We start from the raw sequence: 25,030 nt of genomic DNA, 5'->3' as shown, positions 1-25,030 counted from the left end.
TAAAATAACAGTTAACAGTAATGCTTATGATTTTAAAACATCATAAGCATTATTTATTAATAACCTTCAGATATGCATATTTTCTGCAGGAAATGAAGATTCTAATGAACAGTTGCGAAAAAAGCCGGCAACAAAAAGTAAAATAAATCATTTATTTTTCAGGAAGAAACTAAAGGGAGTTTTTCAAGCAGATGCTGCAGATTTAGCCGGAGGTAAAACACAATACAACGTTGTGGGCTTTATCCTAACTTTATATTTCGGCTAAAGCTTAAAATTTATTTTAAAGAAACACAATCATCAGCCACCAAAAAATCGGTACGCTCTCTACCCAAAAAGAAGTGTAATATTTAGAGCGGTTTGGATTGGCAAACAGAATAAATAACATCAGTGTGACCACCATAATCAGATTAATAATCAGATCGTGAAATGTAAACGTCAATATCCCCAAAATCCAAAACGGAATCAACAGTGAAAATCCTAAGATTTTAGTTCGTTTCACACCGATGGTCTGCGGAACCGTTTTTAAATGCGGATCGTCATTAGCCAGATCTAAAATCTCAAAAACCAAAATCAGCACAAAAACCAACACAAAACGCTGTATACATTTTATAAAAAAATTACCTGTAAACGGAATTTCAGCATTTATATAAGGCAATACCAGCGTCGCCCCTACCCAGCAAAGGGCTACAATATAAATTTTTACTCCGGCCCAGTTTCGGGCATTTCTTCTATTCGGAAAAAAGGGTAAGGTATAAAGTGCCGTAATCGCAAAAATCGCAACCGAAACAATTTGTGTGATTCGCTTTAAATGAAAAAAATAGTATCCGACCAAAACCAGGGAAATGAAGCTTAAAAAGGCAATAATTTTCAGCTGATTTCCGATCGGCTTTTTTTTAACCCGGACCAAAGCATCGTATTTAACAAAATTATACCCCACAATTGTGCCGAAAAAAACAAACAAAGCCATAGCTTCATCATATTGAATATGAAATACATGGAAGGTTATCCGAACCAAAGCATAACACGATAAAGCCACGTGAATACTGCTGTTTAAATAAAAATCTAATACCTGCTTTGGAAGTTTCATAGCTCAAATCTAATCAATTGGTAACAAATCAACTCTTTAGTTATAAATTTCATAAAAATTGAAGTTAAAAATACCCATTAAATTATTAATAATACTTAATTTTGCGCGACAAAAAACAACACTTTTACAACTATATGAAAACAGATGCTTTTGCTTTAAGACACATTGGTCCAAGAGAAACAGATCTTCAACACATGTTACAAACAATTGGAGTTGAATCGATCGAACAACTTGTTTACGAAACCCTTCCAGATGATATTCGTTTAAAAGCACCTTTAAACTTAGATCCGGCAATGACGGAATATGAGTTTTCCAACCATATCCAGCAATTAGGTAATAAAAATAAAATCTTCAAAACGTATATTGGTTTAGGTTACAATCAGGCAATTGTTCCTGCTGTAATTCAGCGTAATGTTTTCGAAAACCCGGGATGGTACACGGCTTATACGCCTTATCAGGCAGAAATTGCACAAGGTCGTTTAGAAGCAATTTTAAATTTCCAGACTACCGTAATCGAATTGACAGGAATGGAAATCGCCAATGCCTCTTTATTAGATGAAGGAACTGCCGCTGCCGAAGCGATGGCTTTACTACTGGACGTTCGTTCCCGTGACCAAAAGAAAAACAATGTCAATAAATTTTTCGTTTCAGAAGAAATTTTACCTCAGACACTTTCCGTTTTACAAACTCGTGCAACTCCGATTGGTGTTGAATTAGTAATCGGAAACCATGAAACTTTTGACTTTTCAACTGAATTCTTCGGAGCTATTTTACAATACCCTGGAAAATACGGACAAGTTTACGATTATACTGCTTTTATTGAAAAAGCGGCTGCAAAAGAAATTAAAGTTGCGGTTGCTGCCGATATTTTAAGCTTGGCAAAATTAACGCCTCCCGGAGAAATGGGAGCTGCAGTAGTGGTTGGAACAACACAACGTTTCGGAATTCCGTTAGGTTACGGTGGACCACATGCTGCCTACTTTGCAACTAAAGACGAATACAAACGAAGCATGCCGGGACGTATTATCGGGGTTACTGTTGACACCAACGGAAACCGTGCTTTACGCATGGCACTGCAGACTCGTGAACAACATATCAAACGTGATAAAGCAACTTCAAATATTTGTACAGCACAAGTATTATTGTCAGTAATGGCCGGAATGTATGCCGTTTACCACGGACCAAAAGGATTACAATACATTGCTGATAAAGTACATGCATCTGCAGCTACTTTGGCAAATGAATTGAAAAAATTAGGCGTTGAACAATTGAACTCCGCTTTCTTTGATACTATTTTAGTAAAAGCAGATTCGAAAAAAGTAAAATCGGTTGCTGAAGCGAAAGAAGTAAACTTTTACTACGCAGACGAAAACACGATTTCAATTTCATTAAACGAAACTACAAGCGTTTCTGATGTAAATGAGATTCTTGCTATTTTTGCTGAGGAAATTGGTACGCAAGCAACATCAATTTCTGAATTGACAGAAACCAACCATTATCCTGAAACTTTAAACAGAACTTCTGCTTTCTTACAGCATGACGTTTTCAACAAATATCATTCTGAAACAGCGCTGATGCGTTATATTAAAATGTTAGAGCGTAAAGATTTAGCGTTAAATCATTCGATGATTTCGTTAGGTTCTTGTACCATGAAACTAAACGCTGCTGCTGAAATGCTGCCGTTAAGTAATCCAAACTGGAACAACATTCACCCTTTTGCCCCGCTTGACCAGGCACAGGGATATCAGGAAATGTTGAAAAAACTGGAGCAGCAATTAAATGTAATTACTGGTTTTGCCGGAACTACTTTGCAGCCAAACTCTGGTGCACAAGGAGAATACGCAGGACTTATGGTAATTCGTGCGTACCACCAATCCCGTGGAGACAATCACAGAAATATCGCTTTGATTCCTTCATCGGCTCATGGTACAAACCCAGCTTCTGCTGCTATGGCCGGAATGAAAGTTGTTGTTACTAAAACTCTTGAAAACGGAAATATCGACGTTGAAGATTTACGCGAAAAAGCGATTCTTCATAAAGATAATCTTTCTTGTTTAATGGTAACCTATCCATCTACACATGGTGTATTTGAAAGTGCTATTCAGGAAATTACAAAATTAATTCACGATAATGGCGGACAGGTTTATATGGATGGTGCTAACATGAATGCACAGGTAGGATTAACAAATCCTGCTACCATTGGAGCTGACGTTTGTCACTTAAACTTACACAAAACATTCGCTATTCCTCACGGAGGAGGAGGTCCTGGTGTTGGTCCTATTTGCGTAGCACCGCAATTGGTTCCTTTCTTACCAGGAAACCCGGTAATCCCGACAGGAGGAGAAACTGCCATTACCGCTATTTCTGCTGCACCCTGGGGTTCTGCTTTGGTATGTCTGATCTCTTACGGATATATTTCGATGTTAGGAGCTGAAGGCCTAAAAAGCGCTACAGAGCATGCAATCCTTAATGCAAACTACATCAAAGAAAAACTAAACGGACATTACGATACTTTATATTCCGGAGAAATGGGTCGTGCAGCACACGAAATGATCCTGGAATGTCGTCCTTTTAAACAAAAAGGAATCGAAGTTACCGATATCGCAAAACGTTTAATGGATTACGGTTTCCACGCACCAACTGTATCTTTCCCGGTTGCCGGAACTTTGATGATCGAACCGACCGAAAGTGAAAACTTAGAAGAATTAGATCGTTTTTGCGATGCTATGATTTCGATCAGAAAAGAAATTGAAGCTGCAACAATCGAAGACAGTAACAATGTATTGAAAAATTCACCTCACACTTTAGCGATGCTGACTTCTGAGACCTGGAATTTCCCTTACACGAGAGAACAAGCTGCTTTCCCGTTAGAATATATCGCTGAAAACAAATTCTGGCCTTCTGTCCGCAGAGCCGATGATGCTTTTGGAGACAGAAATCTAATCTGTAGCTGTGCTCCAATTGAAGCTTATATGGAAAACTAAGAAATACGTTTTCTTATTACATATCCAAACCCGACAGGTTCTAAAACCTGTCGGGTTTATTTTTTATTTGAAGTTTCATGTTTCAAACAAAAAAAACTTCAGCCCAACTTTCATCTCAAACGTTTGAAATCTCAGGCAAAATCAAAATTCATTAAAAAATAAACAATAATTACATAAAAAATTTACTATTCCATAATTATATGCATGCATAGTATATTTTATGATGGTTATCATAATTTTATTTATAATTTAGCGATAAATTTATCGGATAATTAGTAAGGAATAATGAAAATAAAAATAATTGGAATAGGAAGTTACATTCCTAATAAAGAAGTGAGCAATACTGACTTTGACAAGCATGTTTTTTTGAATGAAGACGGAACTCCTTTTGCTTACCCAAATGAAGTTGTAATTAAAAAATTTAAAGGAATAACCGGAATTGAAAATCGTCGTTATGCCGAAGACCATCATACTTCCTCAGATTTAGCCTATTTTGCTGCTGAAAGAGCACTTGAAAATGCGAACATCGACCGTGAAACTTTAGATTATATTATTTTCGCCCATAATTTTGGCGATGTAAAAACCGGAACACATCAAACGGATATTCTGCCAAGTTTAGCAACCCGAGTTAAAAATAAACTGGATATTAAAAACCCTAAATGCGTAGCTTACGATATTCTTTTTGGATGTCCGGGCTGGATTGAAGGTGTACTTCAGGCTAATGCTTTTATAAAATCCGGAATGGCAAAGAGAGTTTTGGTCATTGGAGCAGAAACCCTTTCTAGAGTTGTTGATGATCACGATCGTGATTCCATGATCTATTCTGATGGTGCGGGTGCTTCTATTTTGGAGGCGTCTGATGATGAAGCAGGATTATTATCTTATGAAAGCGCTACTTTCGCTAATGATGAAGCCAACTTTTTATACTTCGGAAAATCATACAATCCCGATTTAGATCCGGATATTAAATACATTAAAATGTATGGCCGTAAAATTTACGAGTTTGCTTTAAGTCAGGTGCCATGCGCCATGAAAGAATGCCTCGACAAAAGCGGAATTGCAATTGAGGAGGTAAAGAAAATCCTTATTCACCAGGCCAATGAAAAAATGGACGAAGCAATTGTTGCCCGTTTTTATAAATTATACGACAAGACACCACCGGAAAACATTATGCCAATGAGTATTCATGATTTAGGAAATAGCAGTGTGGCTACCGTACCTACTCTTTTTGATTTGCTGATACAAGGCAAATTAGAAAATCATGAAATCAACAAAAGTGACGTTGTTATTTTTGCTTCTGTTGGAGCCGGAATGAATGTCAACGCATTTGTATACCGATACTAAAAGAATAGTTCTCAGTCGCATTTTTTAGTTCTCAGTCTGCTCAAACTGAAAACTGCGACTGAAAACTGAATACTAAAAAGTCCGCATTTTAAAATGCGGACTTTTTAGTATCTTTGCGCCTTTGCCGTTAAAAAATATAAGATGTACGAAAAAACGTTTCCGAATAAAAGATTCAAACTTACTTTAGAATTTTTACAAAAACATATCAATACCTCAGAATCCATCCTCGATTTAGGAGTAGAAAATCCGTTTTCTAAAATCATGAAAGAAGAAGGCTATTCTGTAAAAAACACCACCGGAGAAGATTTAGATTTGAACCAGGATGTTTTTAAAACTGAAAAAACAGCTGTTGTAACAGCCTTCGAAATCTTCGAACACTTATTAAATCCGTTTACAATTTTAAGCGAAATCCAATCTGACAAACTTTTAATTTCAATTCCGATGCGTCTTTGGTTTTCTCCGGCATACCGCAGCAAAACAGACATGTGGGACAGACATTATCACGAATTTGAAGACTGGCAGCTGGACTGGCTTTTAGAAAAAACCGGCTGGAAAATTATCGACAGACAAAAATGGACCAATCCGGTAAAGAAATTTGGACTAAGACCACTTTTACGCAGCTTTACCAACAGATATTATATTGTTTACGCTGAAAAAATAAAAGCCTAAACAAATTTCATCCCGAATTCTTGGGATAAATTCCAAATTCCAATTTAAACCACACAGGTAAAAATTGGAATTTGGAATTTTAGAAAATTGGGATTTATATTCAATTGTTGGAATTTGGAATTTTAAAAAACTGGGATTTAATTTGAAAATTTATGAGATATTACATCGTCATTCCCGCACATAACGAACAAGAACTTATTGGTCTGACCTTAGATTCTTTAATTTCGCAAACTGTTTTACCGGCAAAAGTTGTTGTTGTCAACGATAATTCGACAGATAAAACAGAGGAAATTGTATTGAATTACGCAAAGGAAAATCCGTTTATTTCTGTTGTCAATAAAACTTCAGACGCTATTCATATGCCGGGAAGTAAAGTAATTCAGGCCTTTCAGAAAGGTTTCGAAACTTTAGATTCCGATTATGACATTATCGTAAAAATAGATGGCGATTTAATTTTCCCTTCCAACTATTTCGAGACTATTATCAAACATTTTCAATCTGATCCGAAAATTGGAATGGCAGGAGGATTTTGTTATATAGAAAAAAATGGCGAATGGATTTTAGAAAACCTAACCGATAAAGATCACATCCGTGGTGCACTAAAAGCGTATCGTGCAGCCACTTTTCAGCAAATCGGAGGGTTGAAACCTGCTATGGGCTGGGATACGGTAGACGAATTACTGTGTAAATATTACGACTGGAAAATCGTTACAGATGCTTCCTTACACGTAAAACACCTGAAACCAACAGGTGCAAACTACAACAAAACAGCCCGTTACAAACAGGGAGAAGCTTTTTATACGCTGGGATACGGCTTCCTGATTACAGCAATTGCGTCTGCAAAGCTGGCGATGATGAAGAAAAAACCTTTTCTCTTTTTTGATTATATCAGAGGGTTCTGGAAAGCCAAAAAAGCCAAAACACCTTTACTAGTTACCCCGGAACAGGCTAAATTTATTAGAAATTATCGTTTGAAGAAAATGAAAGAAAAGTTAATTTGATTCGGAAACCGCCGAAAAGACTTCACTCATAACCCTAAACTCATAACTTCTTTTTACCTTAGCCAATATTTGTAAAAACTATGATGCTCATTCGTTATTTATCCCAAATAGGAAGATATTTTTTAATGCTGAAGGAAATTTTCAACAAACAGACCAAATGGCCTGTCATGAAAAATCTAATCCTTAAAGAAATAGACGATTTAATTATTGACTCCCTCGGAATTGTTTGCTTTATCTCTTTCTTTATCGGAGGAGTTGTAGCGATTCAGACGGCGCTAAATTTAACTAATCCGCTAATTCCAAAATATTTAATTGGTTTTGCGACACGCCAATCCGTAATTCTGGAGTTCGCCCCTACTTTTATTTCTGTTATTATGGCAGGAAAAATGGGGTCTTACATTACTTCGAGTATCGGAACCATGCGTGTTACGGAACAAATTGATGCTTTGGAAGTTATGGGTGTTAACTCCTTAAACTATCTTGTTTTTCCAAAAATAATAGCCTTATTAATGTATCCTTTCGTAATCGGAATTAGTATGTTTCTGGGTGTTTTTGGCGGATGGCTTGCTTGTGCTTACGGAGGATTTTCAACAAGTCAGGACTTTATTCAGGGAGCCCAGATGGAATTTATTCCTTTTCATATCACTTATGCTTTTATCAAAACCCTGATTTTCGCCATGTTATTGGCTACAATCCCTTCTTTTCATGGTTATTATATGAAAGGTGGAGCTCTTGAAGTGGGTAAGGCAAGTACGGTATCGTTTGTATGGACATCGGTTTGTATCATTCTTTTTAATTATATATTAACCCAATTATTATTAGGATAATGATCGAAGTAAAAAATATAGAAAAATCATTTGCTGACAGTAAAGTTTTAAAAGGCGTTTCGACCGTTTTTGAATCCGGAAAAACCAATTTAATTATTGGACAGAGTGGATCCGGGAAAACCGTTTTATTAAAAACATTGTTAGGAATTCATACACCGGACTCCGGAACTATTGAGTTTGACGGACGTGTTTATTCTGAATTAGATCCGGATGAAAAAAGAGAATTAAGAACTGAAATCGGGATGGTTTTTCAGGGAAGTGCGCTATTCGATTCGATGACTGTTGCAGAAAACGTAGCTTTCCCTTTAAGAATGTTCACCAACGACAACAGAGCCAAAATAAAAGAGCGCGTTGATTTTGTGCTCGAAAGAGTAAACTTAGTCGATGCCCATCAAAAATTACCTTCAGAGATTTCAGGTGGTATGCAGAAACGTGTGGCCATTGCCCGCGCTATTGTAAACAATCCAAAATATTTGTTTTGTGATGAACCTAACTCCGGTCTGGATCCAAACACCTCCACTTTGATTGATAACCTTATTAAAGAAATTACCGAAGAGTACAATATCACAACCGTAATCAATACCCACGATATGAACTCGGTAATGGAAATCGGGGAAAATATTGTTTTCCTGAAAAAAGGACTAAAAGCCTGGCAGGGGACTAAAGAAGAAATCTTCAGAACTGACAATAAAGACATTGTTAAATTTGTGTATTCTTCTAATTTGTTCAAAAAAGTAAGAGAAGCGTATTTGAAAGGATAAACCTTTTTTAAAATTCAATAAAAAAAATCCCAAATTCCAACTGTCTAAATTGGATTTGGGATTTTTTTATTGAGATTAGAAACTTGGAATTTGAATTTTTTTAATTGGAATTTTTAATCAACTCTACCTCAGCATTTGGATTAAAAAGATAGGTTTTACCTGAACTTAGTTCGATGCATTCGAAACGTTTCGTGCGAACGGCCAGTTTCTTGAATATTTTACCGTTCTTGATTCTGAAAACACTTCCGTACGGAATTTCAAAAACATAATTTTTATCGTTTTCCTGATCGTATTGCTTTAAAGCCAGCGACAAAGTGGTATCGGTATCACTACTCGCCGAAGGGTTCTTAAAATGCCTCGCTAAAAGCGGCAGCAGATGAGCGGGAAAAATTTCGGGACGAATAAAAGGAACCATCATACGCTGAAACGAATATTTCCACTCATTTCCGTGTGGCTTGATGTTTCTCCCAAACTTTTCAAACGCTACCAAATGTGAAATCTCATGAATCAGCGTAATCAAAAAACGATATTTGTTTAAACTGGCATTTACCGTGATTTCATGTTTACCACTGGGTCCTCTCCTGTAATCGCCATGACGCGTCTGGCGTTCATTTACAATTTTCAGATGAACCTGATTGGCCACAATCAAATCAAAAACAGGCTTTACAGCATGTTCGGGTATATATCTTGCTAGAGTTTCGTTCAAAATAATTATGAAGTATGAGTTATGAATTATAAGTTTCTAAATTAAATTTTTCTTGGATGTAATGATAATGCTTTTTATAATTTTTAAAACTTCATTACATTGTTGATGAATGGATTCAAATTCAACCTTATTTATATAATCTGTGGCATTTAAAATTTCCAGCCAATACATCGATTCATCACATTCTTTCTGAGAAACTGACAATTTATGAATAAAATCGGCTTTACTCTGCGCATTTACTGCCTCACGAACATTTGCTCCAACTGAAGTTATAGAACGCAAAAATTGTTTACTCATTATAAATTCCTTCTTTTCTGACACTAACCATTTATAAAAATTAACGCCTCTTATCGCTAATTCAAAACTTTTAGTTTTCACAATACTTTCACTCATCATTCAAAACTTATAATTTACAATTCCATGAGGTTCGCAAAAGAAACCTCTAAATTTTTTAGTTTTCACACACTTTCATTCCTAATTCAAAACTCATAACTCTTTAAGGGTTCGTTGAAGAAACTTCTAAAACTTTTCCGTTAAAATACTTATGGCCATTAAGAGTAAAATCATAAATATAAGTTGCCATTCCTTCGGCAGAAATGGGTGCCTGATATCCGGGGAAAGCTTCCTGAAGCATTTCGGTCTGAACAGAACCCAATGCCAGAACATTAAAGGAAATCCCTTTTTCTTTGTATTCTTCCGCCAGTAATTCCGTTAAGGTACCCACAGCTCCTTTGCTGGAACTGTACGCAGCCAAACCTGCAAATTTCAGACTTCCGCGTACACCGCCTATTGAACTGATTGTGACCACATGACTTCCTTTCTGAAGATACGGCAGGCAAATTCGGGTAAGATTGGCGACTGCAAAAACATTTACTTTATAAATACTTTCAAAATCTGCCTGGGTGGTTTCTGCGAAAGGCTTGAAAAGCAAAGCTCCGGCATTATGCACCAGGGCATCTACTTTTTTCCAGGCAGAAGAAAGAAAATCTTCTACTTTATATAATTCTGATTCGTTTGATAAGTCGACAGACAGGCACGTTACATTTTCATGTTCCAAAAGTGCCTGAGGTATTTTTCTTGAAATCGCCAATACCTGATTTCCGGCATTTGCAAACTGCAGGGCCAATTCATAACCAATACCTCTGCTCGTTCCTGTAATAATAATATTTTTCATGAAGCAAAAATAAGCAAAACACTCAAAACGAACCGTTAATTCTTCATTGTAATTTCCTGCGTCTTAGAATTTGCGATCTGAGTTACGGCCGGTAAAAACTCCTGTATAAAAGAAGTCATGTGCGGAATATCCATCACTTTGAATTCATCGGATGGATGATGGTAAAATTCGAAATTCTCAAAGTCAAAAGTGCTTATTGACTGGCATGGTTTTTTGAAAGCTTCATAAAACGAATAATTATCAGATCTGTAAAACAATTTATATTCGGCTTCCTTTGGCAAAAATCCGATTGTCTTTTTTCCGGTATATTCATTTATTTTCTCCGCCATATTCGATTTGTAAAAACCTGTAATGTAGGCCAGATAATCGCGTTTCATAGGTACGCCAATCATTTCGATATTCAGCTGGGCGTATAAATTGAATTTTTGAACCTTCAGTTTTTCCACTAAGCTTTTAGACCCAAGCAAACCTTTTTCTTCTCCGGCAAAAAACACAATAAGAATACTTCTCCTATTCGATTTTGTTTCGCTGAAATATTTCGCCATTTCGGCCACCGCTGTTACTCCGGAAGCATCATCATTGGCTCCGTTATTGATCACATCTTCTTTTTTGTTTTTATCTACACCAATATGATCGTAATGCGCACTCAGCACCACAAATTCTTTTTTAAGTTCAGGATCATTTCCTTCTATAACCCCAACAATATTAAAGGTCGGTGTTTTAAAATTGGTCAGCGTGTCGCGATAGGTTTTAAAATAAGGTTTTACGTTATTTTTCTTAAGAAAACCTTCCAGGAATTCAGCCGCTTTCTCTATTCCTTTTGTTCCGGTTTCGCGCCCCTCCAATTCATCTGAAGAAAGGTATTTTAAGAAATCCGAAACGTTTGTCTGTTCTACCTTATACGTAATTTCAACCGGTTGAGAACTTACTTTTGAAGATGATGGGTCGTTTACGGCTGAATTATTGGATTTACAAGCTAATAAAACCAATGGAAGCAGAAAGTATAATTTTTTCATGAATAGAATTTTAGCTTCAGAAGCTACGATTCCAAAGCAGTTGATTTAAAATATTTTTTATACACCTTAAATACCTGAATACTTCCCATGATACTAAAAAACAACGGAATAAAAACAGGCATTACATACTTTGAAAATGAATTTGTTTTTTGAAATAAAGTCTGTAAAATTAGAATAAGACTTAACATTCCTGAAAAAACACCCGCCAAAGTTCCTGCAATATAATAATATTTTAACTTTTTTTCGGTCGTAATATACTTTGCATTAATTAAATATAAATTCCAACTCGTCCAGAAAGGCAGTTGCAAAAAATTAAAACAGTTCAATATGACTCCAATTACAAAAGGAGAATACATCAGATAGGAATTCAGCTTATCATTCGAACCTGATGTATCGTGCGAATTTGAATAAAACAAATACGCCAAAACGAACATAAACACGACCGCAAAAAGATCGATAATTTTCATCAGTTTTGTATTTTTTACGAGTCGTTTTGCAAAAAGCAGTGTAAAATAAATCACAAACGTTTCTACGAAAACAACTCCTGACAAAAATAAAATTAAATGGTGAAGTCCGGATCGGGAATAAATTTCCAGTCCAGCCAGATTGAGATAACCCAAAGGAACAGAGCCAATAAAACTCACCAGAAACCCCACCGAAATATTTTGCGCTCTTTGCAGCATTTCTAAAAATTTAAAATTTTATTATTCTGAACCTGATGCAAACGATACTCGTGCATGCCGGCTTTATAATCTAAATAAGGAAAACCCCTTTTATGATTGGCCACACTAATCTCATACATATACGTAATGTGCCTTGCCAGTTCTTTCCAGGCAAACCAGATAGAGTGTTTCGGATCGTAAATATGTGTCGGTTCGCTTGCTGCACCGTTCAATTCGACAATCTGAAAATCCTCGCCTCTCTCTAAAGCTTCAAAAGAATCGTACATGATATCAAATCTCCCAAAATAAAACTCCGGAATCTGCGCACAAATCTGATTGATGGTTTGGGTCAATTTTGGGGTAATCCAATGACTTCCGTCTAAAAATTTGGCACCACGGGCGTGATTCCCAAACGGCACTAAGTTGAATACTTCACCATCTGCTAAAATTTTATTTAACAAATCCCCATATTCTTCCTGTAAAGCATCCAGCTGTAATTGAAATCTTGGCGTTTTATGAATTAACACTTCAATTGTTGAGGCTCCGTCACCTACCACAGTCAAAAATTCCTTCGACACAATTCCTGTAATCCTGCCTTCTTTTTCATTGGGATGGCGTACGTAAAAAATACCCACTTCATTTTTGTAGGGAATCAAATCCTGCAAAAGGAAATCGAAATTGGCTTTTTCCATATAACGCTGCAACTCCGAAACGGTGTGGATTTTCTTCACTCCCGAACCTCTTAAACCAATATCCGGTTTTGCGATTAACGGAAAGTAAATTTGCTTCTCTATGACCTGCTGAACGATTTTTTTCAGATCCGTATTTTTGGGAATCAGAATTGTTTTAGGGTAATATTTACGGGGTATCAAATCATAAATCTGCTTCTTGCTTTCCATAATAAACCCTCCGTTTTTAATTCTTGGATTGGAAGCATTAAAGAAAAAAATAGATCTTGCTTTGATGGCATAATAGGCCCAAAGAAAATAAATCGGAATATACACTACCTGAAACGGCCAATATTCCCAATTTGCGATTTTATGAAAAAAGAGCTTCATCTTATATGATTTTAAATACTAATAAATGCTGTCGAAAATTCCTGTTCCAGAACTAAGTCATGATATGCTATTGCCGTTTTATTCTGCCCGATGATCGCTTGTGTAATACTTAAGGTTTTCAGCGTATTTTCCCGGTTAATGATCAGGCCATTTTCAGAATCATCCCCTTCCGTATTCCGGTGAAAACCGAGCATATCTGAAGCTGAAATTTCATTTTTATTTTTCAGGAAATCAAAAAACCAACGTGATCGTTTCTTTCTGATTTCATCCGGATATAAGGTTACAGACGACCAGATATGATTTTGCGTTTCATCTAGCGGAGTCGTTATTTTGGTTAAACCATCCCAGATCAGTTCGTACAATTTTTTATCCTGATAGAGCACCAGCGTAAAAGGCTCGATCTCTTCCAGATTAATCACGCTCCAAAAATCTTTCGGAGAGTCACTGCAAATAATATCCAAGGCAATTAGCCCACGGCTTCTCCTGTACGAAAACTGCACCGTATGTTTCGTGATGCCACCATTTAGAAGCACCAACACATTTCCGTTTGCATCAGCCACAAACCAGGTTCCTCCTGCTTTTTGATCTTTCGGATATACTACATTTTTACCATTGCAGGTATAACTTCTGGGTGGAATGGCACTGGGCCGAATCACTTTTTCATCACGGTTAGAAGTGATGATTACGGTGTCGTTATTACATACAAAACTTACTGTACACATTGATTTCTATAGGCTATGGTGGAACGTGCCACACCAAAATTTTCATTCAGTAAAATATCCTCCAATTGTAAAACAGCCACTTTTATCAACGCCTGATGGTGAATGCAATGTTCTAAGTTATAAAGCAATTCCCTGTAATAATTACTTTGAATCCTAAAAGTAAGCCCGTCGATCATTTGTTCTAAATAGAGCGGTTTATTTTCTTTTTGCAAACCCATTTTTATATCAAGAATACATTGTTTTGCAAACTGGGTTTCGGTCTGAATGCGTTTATTGCGTTCCCGATGATCATAATTTAAAATTCCCGATTCGTAACTATTTTCAAGACATTGAAACATTTCAAGAATATGACGGGTATGTTCGCCGATACTGGAGTCACTTAAAGCCGTACACGATTTTGAATACGACTGATTGGACAATTGATTTAACAAATTTGTCAACTCCTCTAAACTGTGGTTTATTGATTTTAGCAGCATAATTATTTCGTTCTTAAAAGGTTCATAATTATATTTTTATTCAGATAAAGTAATATCAGGCAACAGAATAATGTGATTATAGCCAGAGAAAAAAGCAGTCCGGAGTCGCCCTGAACTTCGATCCCCAACACAAACAAATGCGAAAGAATTGCCCCGGTCATAACGCCACATCCGCCCAAAGCGCCAAGCCACGTTGTTTTGGGAATTAAAAGTAAAATCACTACAATCAATTCGGCAATTCCCGATACGATTCTTCCGTAAGGTTCTATTCCTAAAGTCGAAAAAATATAAATGCTTTCGGGTGCGCCGGTAAATTTAAAATACAAAGTCTGCAGTAAAATAACTGAAGCAGTTATTCGCAGTATCCAGCTTATTAATTGTGTTTTCATAACTGTTTATTTGTATATTTTTTTCCAGTTCACTTCCGCTTTCGCTTTCAGATTGGTTTCGTCTTTATTCCAGCTTTTCAGGGTATTATTGAAATAGGCGTTGTAAAACAAATACAGTTTACCGTCAGTAATTTTAAAAGTTTCCGGATTTATTTCCACTTTTTCACCGGCACTTCCCATGGCATACGCACACCAGCCACCAAATTGCGGTTCAAAGCCGGCAGGATTTTTCAAAAACAACTCTTTATTCGCCGCTGACGAAAATTTATAGGTAATTCCCATATAAGAAGCCGTCAGCTCATTTTTACCTTTTATCGCTTTATTTTGTTTAAAGTAAGCCACCGGATCATATCCCTGAATCGCCACTTTATTTTCTAAATTAAACTGGGCGATTCTCTTTGCATCATTTTGCGAAAAAACAGCCGCCGATGCTAAAACAAATAGTAGTACAATTAACTTTTTCATCTTGATTTTATTTTAAGGTTTTTAATACTGAAACCAATAATTCAGCGGTTATACGATGTTTAAAATCAGGCGAAACGTATTCAAACAGAATGTCACCATTTGTGTTTACTACAAAAACAGAAGGAACGGGTAAAAGACTCGTGTTCATTCCATTAGAATGTACGTTAATAACTGATTTATAGTTTTCGGGAGCTTCAAAAGCAATTCCAAATTCTTTGATTAAGACGCCGTTTGCATCGGAAAGCAACATATATTGTACTTTATCTATTTCTGCTGTGCTCCTTAAATTTTCAGGAGAGTCGGGGCTTATCGCAACAATCTGATAACCTAAATCAAGAATTTGTTTTTCGGCTTCCGCCAGAGCAGACAAATGCAGGTTACAATACGGACACCATCCGCCACGGTAAAAAACCAATACAGTTTTCTTTTTACTGACTACATCAGAAAGACTGACTGTTGCATTCTCTGATGATTTTAAAATCGAATTGGGAATTTTCTCTCCTATTAACAAGGGCGCTATATCGGTTGCAGATTTTGGAACTGCATTTTGTGCATTCGCAGCAGTACTGAATGCTGCGAATAGAATGAAGAGTACTTTTTTCATAGTGTATAATTTTTCATCTTTTATGATGATGTAAAACTACTGTGGTATGAAAAAACTATTTGTCGGCTAATTTACACTTGAGGCAAAATAGTTTATAATTGCGTGATATTAGGTATAAAAATCTCTTTTCTGGTATACCTTAAAAGATGATTGGTTTCCATCTCATTCAGCAATTGAGTGGCAGTCTGTCTTGAAGTACAGATAATCTGGGCAATATCATTTTGGGTTAAATAATTTTCAATCACAACCGAATCGCCATTTCTGACGCCTTCCTGTTCTGCCCAGTCTTTCAGGAACTGATACAATCTGGTTTTGGCATCTTTAGAAATTAAATTGGCATAGCTGTTTTTGATGCGTTTCATTTTCAGACCCACAAACTTCGTATACGAAAGTGCCAATGTTGGATTTCGCAGTAATAAATCTTCAAAATCAGACATTAGGAAACTGCAAATCGCAACATCATCAGAAAGTACTTTGGCATATTCATTGGCTTTATCGTCTGTTTCCAGAGTCAGTTCGCCAAACAAATCCCCTTTCTGGATAATGTCTTTTATGGTTTCGTTTCCGTCTTCATCAACGGCAACAATTTTGATATTCCCTTTTTTAAGCAAAAAAATACGGGGCACATCAGAAGATGAAAAATAAATGATTTCTCCTTTCGATGCTTTTTTAAAACCTGTAATAATACACAATTGTTTAATTTGCCCAAAACTAAGCGTGCGGAACAATTTGTGATCGCGTAAATACCAGTATTTTAAATCTTCGTACATAAAAATCGAATTCAGTTGTTGTAAAAGTAATTAAATTTTCATCTTAAAAACAAAACCCTTTTGAAGAGTAAACTTCAAAAGGGTTTTTATAATAATTATTTCAGAAGAAATTATCCTGCGATAACGGATCTTGAAATTACAATTTTCTGAATTTCGGAAGTTCCCTCATAAATCTGGGTAATCTTGGCATCACGCATAAAACGCTCTACGTGATATTCTTTCACATAACCATTTCCTCCGTGAATCTGAACTGCTTCAACAGCCGTATCCATTGCTACCTGAGAAGCAAATAACTTCGCCATTGCACCACTTACATCATAATTTTTATGCTGGTCTTTATCCCATGCCGCTTTCATACATAAATGACGTGCTGCTTCGATATTTACCGCCATATCCGCCAGTTTAAAAGCAATCGCCTGATGATTGCAGATTTCTGTTCCGAAAGCTTTACGCTCTTTAGAATATTTCAAAGCCAGTTCATAAGCTCCGGAAGCAATTCCTAAAGCCTGAGAAGCAATACCAATACGCCCTCCAGCTAAAGTTTTCATTGCAAATTTAAATCCGAAACCATCCTCACCGATTCTGTTTTCTTTAGGAACTTTTACATCGCTAAACATTAACGAGTGGGTATCTGAACCACGAATTCCCATTTTTTGCTCTTTCGGCCCGATAGAAAAGCCCGGCATATCTTTGGTCATAATCAGGGCATTAATTCCCTTGTGTTTTAATTCCGGATGTGTCTGAGCAATTACTAAATAAACAGATGCTGTGTTACCGTTGGTAATCCAGTTTTTGGTACCATTTACAATATAATGATCTCCCATATCAACCGCAGTAGTTTTTTGTGAAGTCGCATCACTACCTGCTTCCGGCTCACTTAAACAAAAAGCGCCGTGAATTTCACCTGAAGCCAGGCCCGGTAAATATTTTTGTTTTTGCTCTTCTGTTCCAAATTCCTGTAATCCCCAGCAAACCAATGAATTGTTTACAGACATTACTACTGAAGCTGACGCATCTACTTTTGAAATTTCTTCCATAGCGATTACATAAGAAATAGCATCCAGACCACTTCCGCCGTATTTCGGATCAACCATCATTCCCATGAAACCCAGTTGCCCCATTTTTTTTACTTGCTCTGTCGGAAAAATTTGCTTTTCGTCACGCTCGATAACACCCGGCAACAATTCGTTTTGAGCAAAATCTCTTGCGGCTTGTTGAATCATTAAATGCTCTTCAGTAAGATTGAAATCCATATTCTGTGTTTTTGTTGTTTTGTTTTTTTTGAAGCCCGTCTTTTTTCTTAAATAAAGGCTTCCAAAGATAATTTTTAAATGCGAATTAACAATGCGCGCATATCATTTTAAGATATTATCAAGAATCACGATAACGTTTTCGTGATTATATTGAATTTTAGTCTGATGAACGTCAATTTTACAACATTTTCTTTAAAACTAAAGCGTTAAATTATGGCTTAAAATGATATCTTCTAAATGCCTTAAATTATTATAATCTCAAAAAAACCAAAAAAGACAAAAACACGTATATGTACGTAAAACAACTCTTACTATTTTGATTATGAATAGCCTAACAGCAATAAAAAAACGTTTTACTAAAAAAAAATACTAACTTTAAATAGTCAAAAATTATAAATTACATTATTTTTGCCTAAAAAAAATAAATTATTGATAGCGTATGAAAAAGATTTTACTAGCATTTACACTCCTTTTAAGTCTACAATTTTCGACTGTTTCTGCACAAAATACATTAGAAGTTAATGGTGTTACAGTTCCCAGAAAAATTGAGTTCCAAAACAAAACTTTGCAGCTTAACGGTGCTGGCGGAAGATCAAAAATGTGGCTGGAAGTGTATGTTCAGGCGTTGTATTTATCGCAATTAAGTCAGGACCCGCAATTTATTATTGACAGTGATACCGAAATGGCAGTTCGTATAGAAATTACATCTTCGATGGTTTCTTCCAATAAACTGACTAAAGCCATGAATACCGGTTTTGAAAAATCAGCAGGAAGCAATCTTCAGGAATTACGTCCAAGAATTGAGGATTTCAAAAAACTTTTAAGTGATCCTATTACAGAAAAAGATGTATTTGTTTTAGCCTACAATCCTTTTGACCAAACCATCAATGTTTACAAAAATGAAGTTTTGAAAGGAAAAATCCCGGGATTTGATTTCAAAAAAGCATTGTTCGGCATATGGCTTTCAGACAAACCAGTTGATCAAACCTTAAAAGAAAACTTATTGGGGAAATAAAATTCCTAAATTTTAATATAATATGAAGCCGGAAACGATAGTGTTTTCCGGCTTTATTTTTGGGTTTCAATAAAATTGATACCAAATACATTATTCGCATTATTCTATTTTATACTTTTACGCAAAATAAACATATCACAACAAAATGAAAGATTTATTACAGCAATTTGAAAATAAGGAACCTGAAATTGTTTTTAACTGGAAAGATTCTGAAACAGAAGCCGAAGGTTGGACAGTAATTAATTCACTTCGTGGAGGAGCCGCTGGTGGAGGAACAAGAATGAGAAAAGGTCTGGATATGAATGAAGTTCTGTCTCTGGCTAAAACTATGGAAGTTAAATTCTCTGTTTCTGGTCCTGCAATTGGTGGTGCTAAATCCGGAATTAATTTTGATCCTAACGACCCGCGTAAAAAAGGAGTTTTACAACGTTGGTACAAAGCCGTATCCCCTTTATTAAAAAGTTATTACGGAACCGGTGGAGATTTAAATGTTGATGAAATTCACGAAGTAATCCCAATGACGGAAGAATGCGGGGTCTGGCATCCGCAGGAAGGTGTTTTCAACGGACACTTTAAGCCAACCGAAGCCGATAAAATCAACAGAATTGGTCAGTTGCGTCAGGGCGTTATCAAAGTAATCGAAAACCCTAAATTCTCACCTGATGTTACCCGCAAATATACAGTAGCCGATATGATTACAGGTTACGGTGTTGCTGAAGCTGTTCGTCATTTTTATGCTACTTACGGTGGTGATATAAAAGGTAAAAAAGCAATTGTACAGGGCTTTGGAAATGTAGGCTCTGCCGCAGCATTTTACCTGGCTGAAATGGGTGCAAAAGTAATCGGAATTATTGACCGTGATGGTGGATTAATTAAAGAAGAGGGTTTTTCTTTTGAAGAAATCAGAACATTGTTTTTAAACAAAGACGGAAACAAACTGGTGGCTGACAACATGATTCCGTTTGAAGAAATCAATTCTAAAATCTGGGCTATTGGCGCTGAAATTTTCACACCTTGTGCCGCTTCCAGACTGGTAACCCAAACACAAATCGACAGTTTAATTCAAAACGGACTGGAAGTAATTTCCTGCGGGGCGAATGTTCCTTTTGCAGACAAAGAAATTTTCTTCGGTTCTATTATGGAAGAAGTAGACAGCAAAGTAAGTTTGATTCCTGATTTCATTTCAAACTGCGGGATGGCAAGAGTTTTTGCTTATTTCATGGAGAAGAAAGTACAAATGACAGATGAGGCTATTTTTAATGATACTTCAGAGATTATAAAAAATGCGATTGTCAAAGCACATGCCCTGAATCAATCGAAAACAAATATAAGTGCAACTGCTTTTGAAATTGCACTGAAACAGTTAGTATAATTTTTTTATACATTTTTTCTAAACGGGCCAGATCATTTCTGGCTCGTTTTTTTTGCCACAGATTTAAGGATTTATGATGATTTTTTCAAGCTCTGGGATAAATTTTTCCCGCAGATTTGGTAGATTAAGCGGATCTATTTTAAAAAAAATATTTAGGAAATAAAATCTGCTCAATCTGCGAGCAAAAAAAATATCCACAAAATAAAGCGATTGAATATTTCTCGCAAAGTGACAAAGACGCCAATTTTAAAAACCTAAAAGAAAAACTTTGCGACTTTGCTAGATTAAATACAAACAGTTTAGCGAACTTTGCGGATTAAAATTTTGCCACATATAAACACAGATTAAAAACGATTAAAAAAACTTTGCGCCTCTGCGTCTTTGCGAGATTAAATACAAACAGCTTAGCGAACTTTGCAGTTAAGCTTTCCTGCAGATTTGGAAGATTGAGCAGATCTATTTTAAAAAATTATTTAGGAAATAAAATCTGCTCAATCTTCCAAATCTGCGAGTAAAAAAAATATCCACAAAATGAAGCGATTAAATTAAATCACAACTTGGCGGACTTTGCACAATGCCTAGCGTCCTTTGCGGTTAAATTCCCACCCCACTTTGATTCTAAACAATTTTTACTACTTTTAAACGTTTATTAATACAATTCCAAAATTCAGAATCAAAATGAGCTCAGCCAGTTCTTCCGATAAAAAGAAATCATTATTAATCTCGACTGTAATCTACGCAGTAATTTTACTATTGTTGTTTTTTATTCGTTTCTGGCCTCCTTACAATCCGGAAAACAATGCAGCACTTGCTTCCGGTGGCGGTGGCGGTGGTGTGACCATAAATTTTGGAGACAGTGATTTAGGATCGGGAGCCAATTATAAAAGTGAGGTTTTGAATGTAAAAAACGAAGCCAGGCAAACACCTGTAAAGGCAACACCTGAAGAAGCTATTATCACCCAGGAAAACACATCCACAGAAGAAAGTGTTGTTATTCCCGTAAAAGAAAAACCAAAAAAAAATACCCCGGTTGAAAAACCCGTAACAAAACCTGTTCCTGAGAAACCAAAAGTTTCCAATTCTACCAATGATGCGTTATCAAGCATTTTAAAAGGATCAAACAAAGGAGGAGACGGTAATGACAAAACAGCCGGAAATAAAGGAAAAGCAAACGGAAGCTTAGGCTCTAACGGCTACTACGGAAGTGGTGGTTCAGGAGGAGGAACAGGCGGCGGTAACGGAACCGGAAATGGAATTGGTACAGGAAGCGGTTACGGAGCCGGAAGCGGAGGAGGTTCTGGTGGCGGATCAGGTTATTCTCTCGGAAACCGAAAGGCATTGTCTAAACCTGCGCCAAAATACACCTGTGACGAAGCCGGAAAAGTAGTCGTAGAAGTCACAGTAGACCAAAACGGAAGAACCATCAGCGCAACCGCAGGCATAAAAGGAACAACCAATTTAGCCAGATGTTTATTAGACCAGGCCAAGATTGCTGCCATGAATACCAAATGGGATGCTGACAGCAATGCCCCTGCGAAACAAGTCGGGAAAATTATTTACAATTTCAGTCTGAATGCAGATTAGCAAACAGAACGATTATAACAAAAAAGGCTTTCAGTACATCTGAAAGCCTTTTTTTATTGATCATTTTGTCATTTCGACGAAGGAGAAATCTTCGTTGCAAGATCGACAAAGATTGGACTTTCGTTGCGGAGCTACTTGTGAAGATTTCTCCTTCGTCGAAATGACAAGATTGTGTTTTTGTTTTTGCGTGAGGGATAGGAGCTGGCTACCGAAGTAGCGCGGATAGCCCGACCGCAATAAAAAAATGGGCGAATCAACATCATGCTGATTCGCCCATTTTTTTATTGTGGTCACGCCCTACTGATCAATCTTACTTCGGACTTGTAGCAATCACAAACTTCAGATTGTTCTTCACTCCTATCTGCAGCACATCTACTAAATCCTGAACCTGCAAATTAAACGGAATTCTGACTACAACCGTTTGTTCTTTGTTGTCACCGATTTTTGACATTAACGAAGTCTCCAGGTTTTCAAAATCTACCGGTTCCTTGTCGATGTAAAACTTTTTATCTTCCGTCACAGACAGACTGATCAGCTGTTTATTTGTTTTTTCATTGGCTTTGGCTTTCGGCAAAGTCATCTTGATCACATTAGGATTTGCCAGCGTTGAGATAATTAAGAAAAACAACAGCAGGAAAAACATAATATCACTTAACGACGAAGTCGCTACCTCGGCATGAAATCTTCTTTTTCTTTTAATAGACATACCTTATGCTCTTTGAATTATATTGACAAATTCTAATATTTGCTTTTGAATTTTCAAGGCAAAATCATCAATTTTTCCGTTCAGTAAGTGATAGGCACTATACGCAATAATACCCACAATTAATCCGGATCCTGAACTGATCATTTTTTCATACAAACCTCCCGAGATATTACCAATACTGATATTCTCTGTAACCGAAATGCTGTAGAAAATTTTAATAACTCCCGAAATAGTTCCGATAAAACCTAATGTTGGTGCGATACCGGCAATAAGACCAAGATGCCCCAGACGTCTTTCCATTTCACCAATTTCAATATCAGCAGCACGGTCCATGTTGGATTCGATTTCAGCAATTGGCCTTCCTATGACTAAAACGCCTTCTTTGAGGATATTTCCGGCAGCGGTATTGCTTCTTTCCACAATGGTTCTGGCCAGTTCAATATTTCCTGAATTCAGCTTATCGCCTACGTCCTGCATCAGTCTGCCGTCAATTTTAGACGCTTTGCTGATGTATAAATAACGTTCTATGATGACATAAAAAGTATAAAATAATAAAAGGGCAATCGGGATTAGAAAAAAACCTCCTTTTAAGATAAATCCTAAAACAGAGATTTCGGTATTTGGAGCAATTTTTTCGACTACTACGTTAGATGCGGCGTTTGCGAGAGTATCTGCTTGTAATTGAAGGAAGGTAAACATATTTTAATTCGTGTTTTTAATAATTAATTCTAAAAAATATTTCAATTTTGCACTAAAGATAATTTTCATTGTAGTATTAAACTAAAAAAAAGGGAAATTATTTCAATTCAACACTACTTTATCAAATAAAATGAACTATCAAGAGACCACAGATTGGATGTTTAACCAATTGCCCATGTATCAGCTTCAGGGAGCTTCGGCCTACAAAGAAGATTTAACCAACATTACACTTTTGGCGGCACATCTCGGCAATCCCGAGCGTCAGCTAAAATGCATACATGTGGCAGGAACCAACGGTAAGGGTTCGACCTCTCATATGCTGGCTTCGGTTTTACAGGAATCGGGATACAAAGTCGGATTGTATACGTCTCCACACCTCAAAGATTTCAGGGAAAGGATTAAAATAAACGGCGCCGAAATTTCGGAAAATTTTGTCTGTGCATTCGTCGCTAAACACAAAGACTTCTTCGAGTCTAATGACATGAGTTTTTTCGAAATGTCGGTGGGCCTGGCTTTCGATTATTTTGCTTCCGAAAAAACAGACATCGCCATTATTGAAGTGGGTCTGGGCGGACGTCTGGATGCTACCAATATCATCACTCCGCTCGTTTCGGTTATTACGAATATCGACTTAGATCATACACAATTTTTAGGAAACACCACTACTGCAATTGCAGGAGAAAAAGCCGGAATCATTAAGCCGAATGTTCCCGTTGTAATTGGAGAATATACGGAGGAAACAGAAGCGGTATTTTTAGCTAAAGCTGAAGAAAATAATGCACCTATTTATTTTGCTGCCGATTTAATCTCCGGAGTTTTTCCGTCTGATTTGCTTGGCGATTATCAATTTCATAATAAAAAAACTGTTCAGCAGGTTGTTGTTGTTTTAAACTCACAAACTGATTTTAAAGTTTCGATTGATAATTTAAAAAGCGGTTTACTAAATACTGTAAAAAATACCGGTTTACAAGGAAGATGGCAGCAGTTGGGCGAAAATCCGAAAATAATTTGCGACACGGCACACAACCAACACGGACTGACGGTAGTGATGAATCAGCTTCAGAAAGAAACTTTCGATAACCTGCATATTGTTTTGGGTGTGGTAAACGACAAAGACCTGGATGCTATCTTACCACTTTTCCCTAAAAAGGCACAATACTATTTTTGCCGACCGGATTCTTCGAGAGGTCTGAGCACCGAAATTTTGCAAAGTGCCGCCAAAAAATACGATTTACAAGGAGAACGATACGATTCTGTTATTGCTGCTTTTCTGGAAGCAAAGAAAAACGCAGGCCAAAATGATTTTATTTATGTGGGCGGAAGCACTTTTGTAGTAGCCGAATTGCCTTTGAATTAAACAAAGCCGAAATCCTTGCTAAAAGTTGAAATTTATATGTTTTATAATAAATTCAACCCCAGTGAGATAGAAACATTCCCGAAAAAACTTTAAATTTTTACGGTGTTTTCTTTGCAGAACTCAAAAACTAACGTATATTTGCACTCGCAATCACGAAACGATAGCAACCTAGTAAAATAGGGCGATTAGCTCAGCTGGTTCAGAGCACCTCGTTTACACCGAGGGGGTCGGGGGTTCGAACCCCTCATCGCCCACAAAAAAACTCCTTAAGAAATTAAGGAGTTTTTTTATGCCTTTATATTTTTTGTAACTTCTGCTGTGCATACGGA

Annotated in this window: 26 protein-coding genes and 1 tRNA gene; 11 read left to right on the top strand and 16 right to left on the bottom strand. The window is 36.6% G+C overall.

Annotated features, from left to right (window positions below; genetic code table 11):
- Nucleotides 1–280: 280 nt before the first annotated feature.
- Nucleotides 281–1,087: a UbiA prenyltransferase family protein gene (locus EV142_RS12930; protein ID WP_132036314.1), complete on the bottom strand. Its 807-nt coding sequence runs from the start codon at nt 1,085–1,087 to the stop codon at nt 281–283.
- Nucleotides 1,088–1,221: 134 nt separating this feature from the next.
- Between EV142_RS12930 and gcvP the strand changes: the two genes are divergently transcribed.
- From gcvP to EV142_RS12900, 6 genes are all read left to right on the top strand, one after another.
- Nucleotides 1,222–4,071, top strand: coding sequence for an aminomethyl-transferring glycine dehydrogenase (gcvP, locus tag EV142_RS12925; RefSeq protein ID WP_132036313.1), 2,850 nt, complete (start codon nt 1,222–1,224; stop codon nt 4,069–4,071).
- Between the two features lie 285 nt (nt 4,072–4,356).
- Nucleotides 4,357–5,415, top strand: coding sequence for a 3-oxoacyl-ACP synthase III family protein (locus tag EV142_RS12920; protein WP_132036312.1), 1,059 nt, complete (start codon nt 4,357–4,359; stop codon nt 5,413–5,415).
- Between the two features lie 141 nt (nt 5,416–5,556).
- Nucleotides 5,557–6,084, top strand: a complete 528-nt coding sequence (locus EV142_RS12915; protein ID WP_132036311.1) for a class I SAM-dependent methyltransferase — start codon at nt 5,557–5,559, stop codon at nt 6,082–6,084.
- Nucleotides 6,085–6,236: 152 nt separating this feature from the next.
- Nucleotides 6,237–7,085: a glycosyltransferase gene (locus EV142_RS12910; protein ID WP_132036310.1), complete on the top strand. Its 849-nt coding sequence runs from the start codon at nt 6,237–6,239 to the stop codon at nt 7,083–7,085.
- Between the two features lie 80 nt (nt 7,086–7,165).
- Entirely contained in the window at nt 7,166–7,912 is a 747-nt protein-coding gene (locus EV142_RS12905) for an MlaE family ABC transporter permease (RefSeq protein WP_127338563.1), read from the top strand.
- Entirely contained in the window at nt 7,912–8,673 is a 762-nt protein-coding gene (locus EV142_RS12900; protein ID WP_132036309.1) for an ABC transporter ATP-binding protein, read from the top strand. The genes EV142_RS12905 and EV142_RS12900 overlap by 1 nt, the downstream gene beginning before the upstream one ends.
- A gap of 100 nt (nt 8,674–8,773) precedes the next feature.
- On the opposite strand, the gene EV142_RS12895 is transcribed toward EV142_RS12900, so the two are convergent.
- The 13 genes from EV142_RS12895 to EV142_RS12835 form a co-directional block, all read right to left on the bottom strand.
- A complete protein-coding gene (locus EV142_RS12895) occupies nt 8,774–9,379 on the bottom strand; it encodes a SprT-like domain-containing protein (RefSeq protein ID WP_132036308.1) in 606 nt (201 codons plus the stop codon).
- A gap of 36 nt (nt 9,380–9,415) precedes the next feature.
- Nucleotides 9,416–9,772, bottom strand: coding sequence for a four helix bundle protein (locus EV142_RS12890; protein WP_132036622.1), 357 nt, complete (start codon nt 9,770–9,772; stop codon nt 9,416–9,418).
- Between the two features lie 103 nt (nt 9,773–9,875).
- Entirely contained in the window at nt 9,876–10,553 is a 678-nt protein-coding gene (locus EV142_RS12885; RefSeq protein ID WP_132036307.1) for an SDR family NAD(P)-dependent oxidoreductase, read from the bottom strand.
- Between the two features lie 35 nt (nt 10,554–10,588).
- Nucleotides 10,589–11,569 carry a M20/M25/M40 family metallo-hydrolase gene (locus EV142_RS12880; protein WP_132036306.1) on the bottom strand — a complete coding sequence of 327 codons (981 nt, stop codon included), beginning with the start codon at nt 11,567–11,569 and terminating at the stop codon, nt 10,589–10,591.
- Nucleotides 11,570–11,592: 23 nt separating this feature from the next.
- On the bottom strand, nt 11,593–12,252 hold the full coding sequence (locus EV142_RS12875) for a hypothetical protein (protein ID WP_238698714.1): 660 nt from the start codon (nt 12,250–12,252) through the stop codon (nt 11,593–11,595).
- Nucleotides 12,253–12,254: 2 nt separating this feature from the next.
- Nucleotides 12,255–13,289, bottom strand: a complete 1,035-nt coding sequence (locus EV142_RS12870; RefSeq protein WP_132036305.1) for an ATP-grasp domain-containing protein — start codon at nt 13,287–13,289, stop codon at nt 12,255–12,257.
- A gap of 11 nt (nt 13,290–13,300) precedes the next feature.
- Complete coding sequence (locus tag EV142_RS12865; protein WP_132036304.1) at nt 13,301–14,011, bottom strand: NRDE family protein; 711 nt, start codon at nt 14,009–14,011, stop codon at nt 13,301–13,303.
- The gene (locus EV142_RS12860) at nt 13,999–14,487 is read right to left on the bottom strand and encodes a DinB family protein (RefSeq protein ID WP_132036303.1); all 489 of its coding nucleotides are present in this window, start codon (nt 14,485–14,487) and stop codon (nt 13,999–14,001) included. Before EV142_RS12860 ends, EV142_RS12865 begins: the two co-directional genes overlap by 13 nt.
- A gap of 2 nt (nt 14,488–14,489) precedes the next feature.
- Nucleotides 14,490–14,876, bottom strand: coding sequence for a DoxX family protein (locus EV142_RS12855; protein WP_132036302.1), 387 nt, complete (start codon nt 14,874–14,876; stop codon nt 14,490–14,492).
- 6 nt (nt 14,877–14,882) lie between these two features.
- Nucleotides 14,883–15,341, bottom strand: a complete 459-nt coding sequence (locus EV142_RS12850) for a YHS domain-containing (seleno)protein (protein WP_132036301.1) — start codon at nt 15,339–15,341, stop codon at nt 14,883–14,885.
- A gap of 7 nt (nt 15,342–15,348) precedes the next feature.
- Nucleotides 15,349–15,945, bottom strand: coding sequence for a peroxiredoxin-like family protein (locus EV142_RS12845; RefSeq protein ID WP_132036300.1), 597 nt, complete (start codon nt 15,943–15,945; stop codon nt 15,349–15,351).
- A gap of 92 nt (nt 15,946–16,037) precedes the next feature.
- The gene (locus tag EV142_RS12840) at nt 16,038–16,715 is read right to left on the bottom strand and encodes a Crp/Fnr family transcriptional regulator (RefSeq protein WP_132036299.1); all 678 of its coding nucleotides are present in this window, start codon (nt 16,713–16,715) and stop codon (nt 16,038–16,040) included.
- 110 nt (nt 16,716–16,825) lie between these two features.
- On the bottom strand, nt 16,826–17,968 hold the full coding sequence (locus EV142_RS12835; protein ID WP_072960457.1) for an acyl-CoA dehydrogenase: 1,143 nt from the start codon (nt 17,966–17,968) through the stop codon (nt 16,826–16,828).
- 439 nt (nt 17,969–18,407) lie between these two features.
- On the opposite strand from EV142_RS12835, the gene EV142_RS12830 reads away from it, so the two are divergent.
- The 3 genes from EV142_RS12830 to EV142_RS12820 all read left to right on the top strand — a co-directional run bounded on the left by EV142_RS12830 (nt 18,408) and on the right by EV142_RS12820 (nt 21,939).
- A complete protein-coding gene (locus EV142_RS12830) occupies nt 18,408–18,983 on the top strand; it encodes a chalcone isomerase family protein (RefSeq protein WP_132036298.1) in 576 nt (191 codons plus the stop codon).
- 145 nt (nt 18,984–19,128) lie between these two features.
- Nucleotides 19,129–20,355 (top strand): Glu/Leu/Phe/Val dehydrogenase dimerization domain-containing protein, encoded by a 1,227-nt coding sequence (locus tag EV142_RS12825; RefSeq protein ID WP_132036297.1) that lies wholly within the window; start codon nt 19,129–19,131, stop codon nt 20,353–20,355.
- Nucleotides 20,356–21,033: 678 nt separating this feature from the next.
- Nucleotides 21,034–21,939 carry an energy transducer TonB gene (locus tag EV142_RS12820; RefSeq protein WP_132036296.1) on the top strand — a complete coding sequence of 302 codons (906 nt, stop codon included), beginning with the start codon at nt 21,034–21,036 and terminating at the stop codon, nt 21,937–21,939.
- A 310-nt stretch (nt 21,940–22,249) separates the two neighbouring features.
- On the opposite strand, the gene EV142_RS12815 is transcribed toward EV142_RS12820, so the two are convergent.
- Both EV142_RS12815 and EV142_RS12810 read right to left on the bottom strand, forming a co-directional pair.
- Nucleotides 22,250–22,645, bottom strand: a complete 396-nt coding sequence (locus tag EV142_RS12815; RefSeq protein ID WP_127338579.1) for an ExbD/TolR family protein — start codon at nt 22,643–22,645, stop codon at nt 22,250–22,252.
- Nucleotides 22,646–22,648: 3 nt separating this feature from the next.
- On the bottom strand, nt 22,649–23,344 hold the full coding sequence (locus EV142_RS12810; protein ID WP_127338580.1) for a MotA/TolQ/ExbB proton channel family protein: 696 nt from the start codon (nt 23,342–23,344) through the stop codon (nt 22,649–22,651).
- 130 nt (nt 23,345–23,474) lie between these two features.
- On the opposite strand from EV142_RS12810, the gene EV142_RS12805 reads away from it, so the two are divergent.
- The gene (locus EV142_RS12805; protein WP_132036295.1) at nt 23,475–24,701 is read left to right on the top strand and encodes a bifunctional folylpolyglutamate synthase/dihydrofolate synthase; all 1,227 of its coding nucleotides are present in this window, start codon (nt 23,475–23,477) and stop codon (nt 24,699–24,701) included.
- Nucleotides 24,702–24,880: 179 nt separating this feature from the next.
- Nucleotides 24,881–24,955: transfer RNA gene (locus EV142_RS12800), tRNA-Val, on the top strand.
- Nucleotides 24,956–25,030 lie beyond the last annotated feature (75 nt).

The organism is Flavobacterium circumlabens, assembly GCF_004345565.1.
GTDB lineage: Bacteria > Bacteroidota > Bacteroidia > Flavobacteriales > Flavobacteriaceae > Flavobacterium > Flavobacterium circumlabens.
This window is presented reverse-complemented; position numbering and strand designations above follow the sequence as displayed.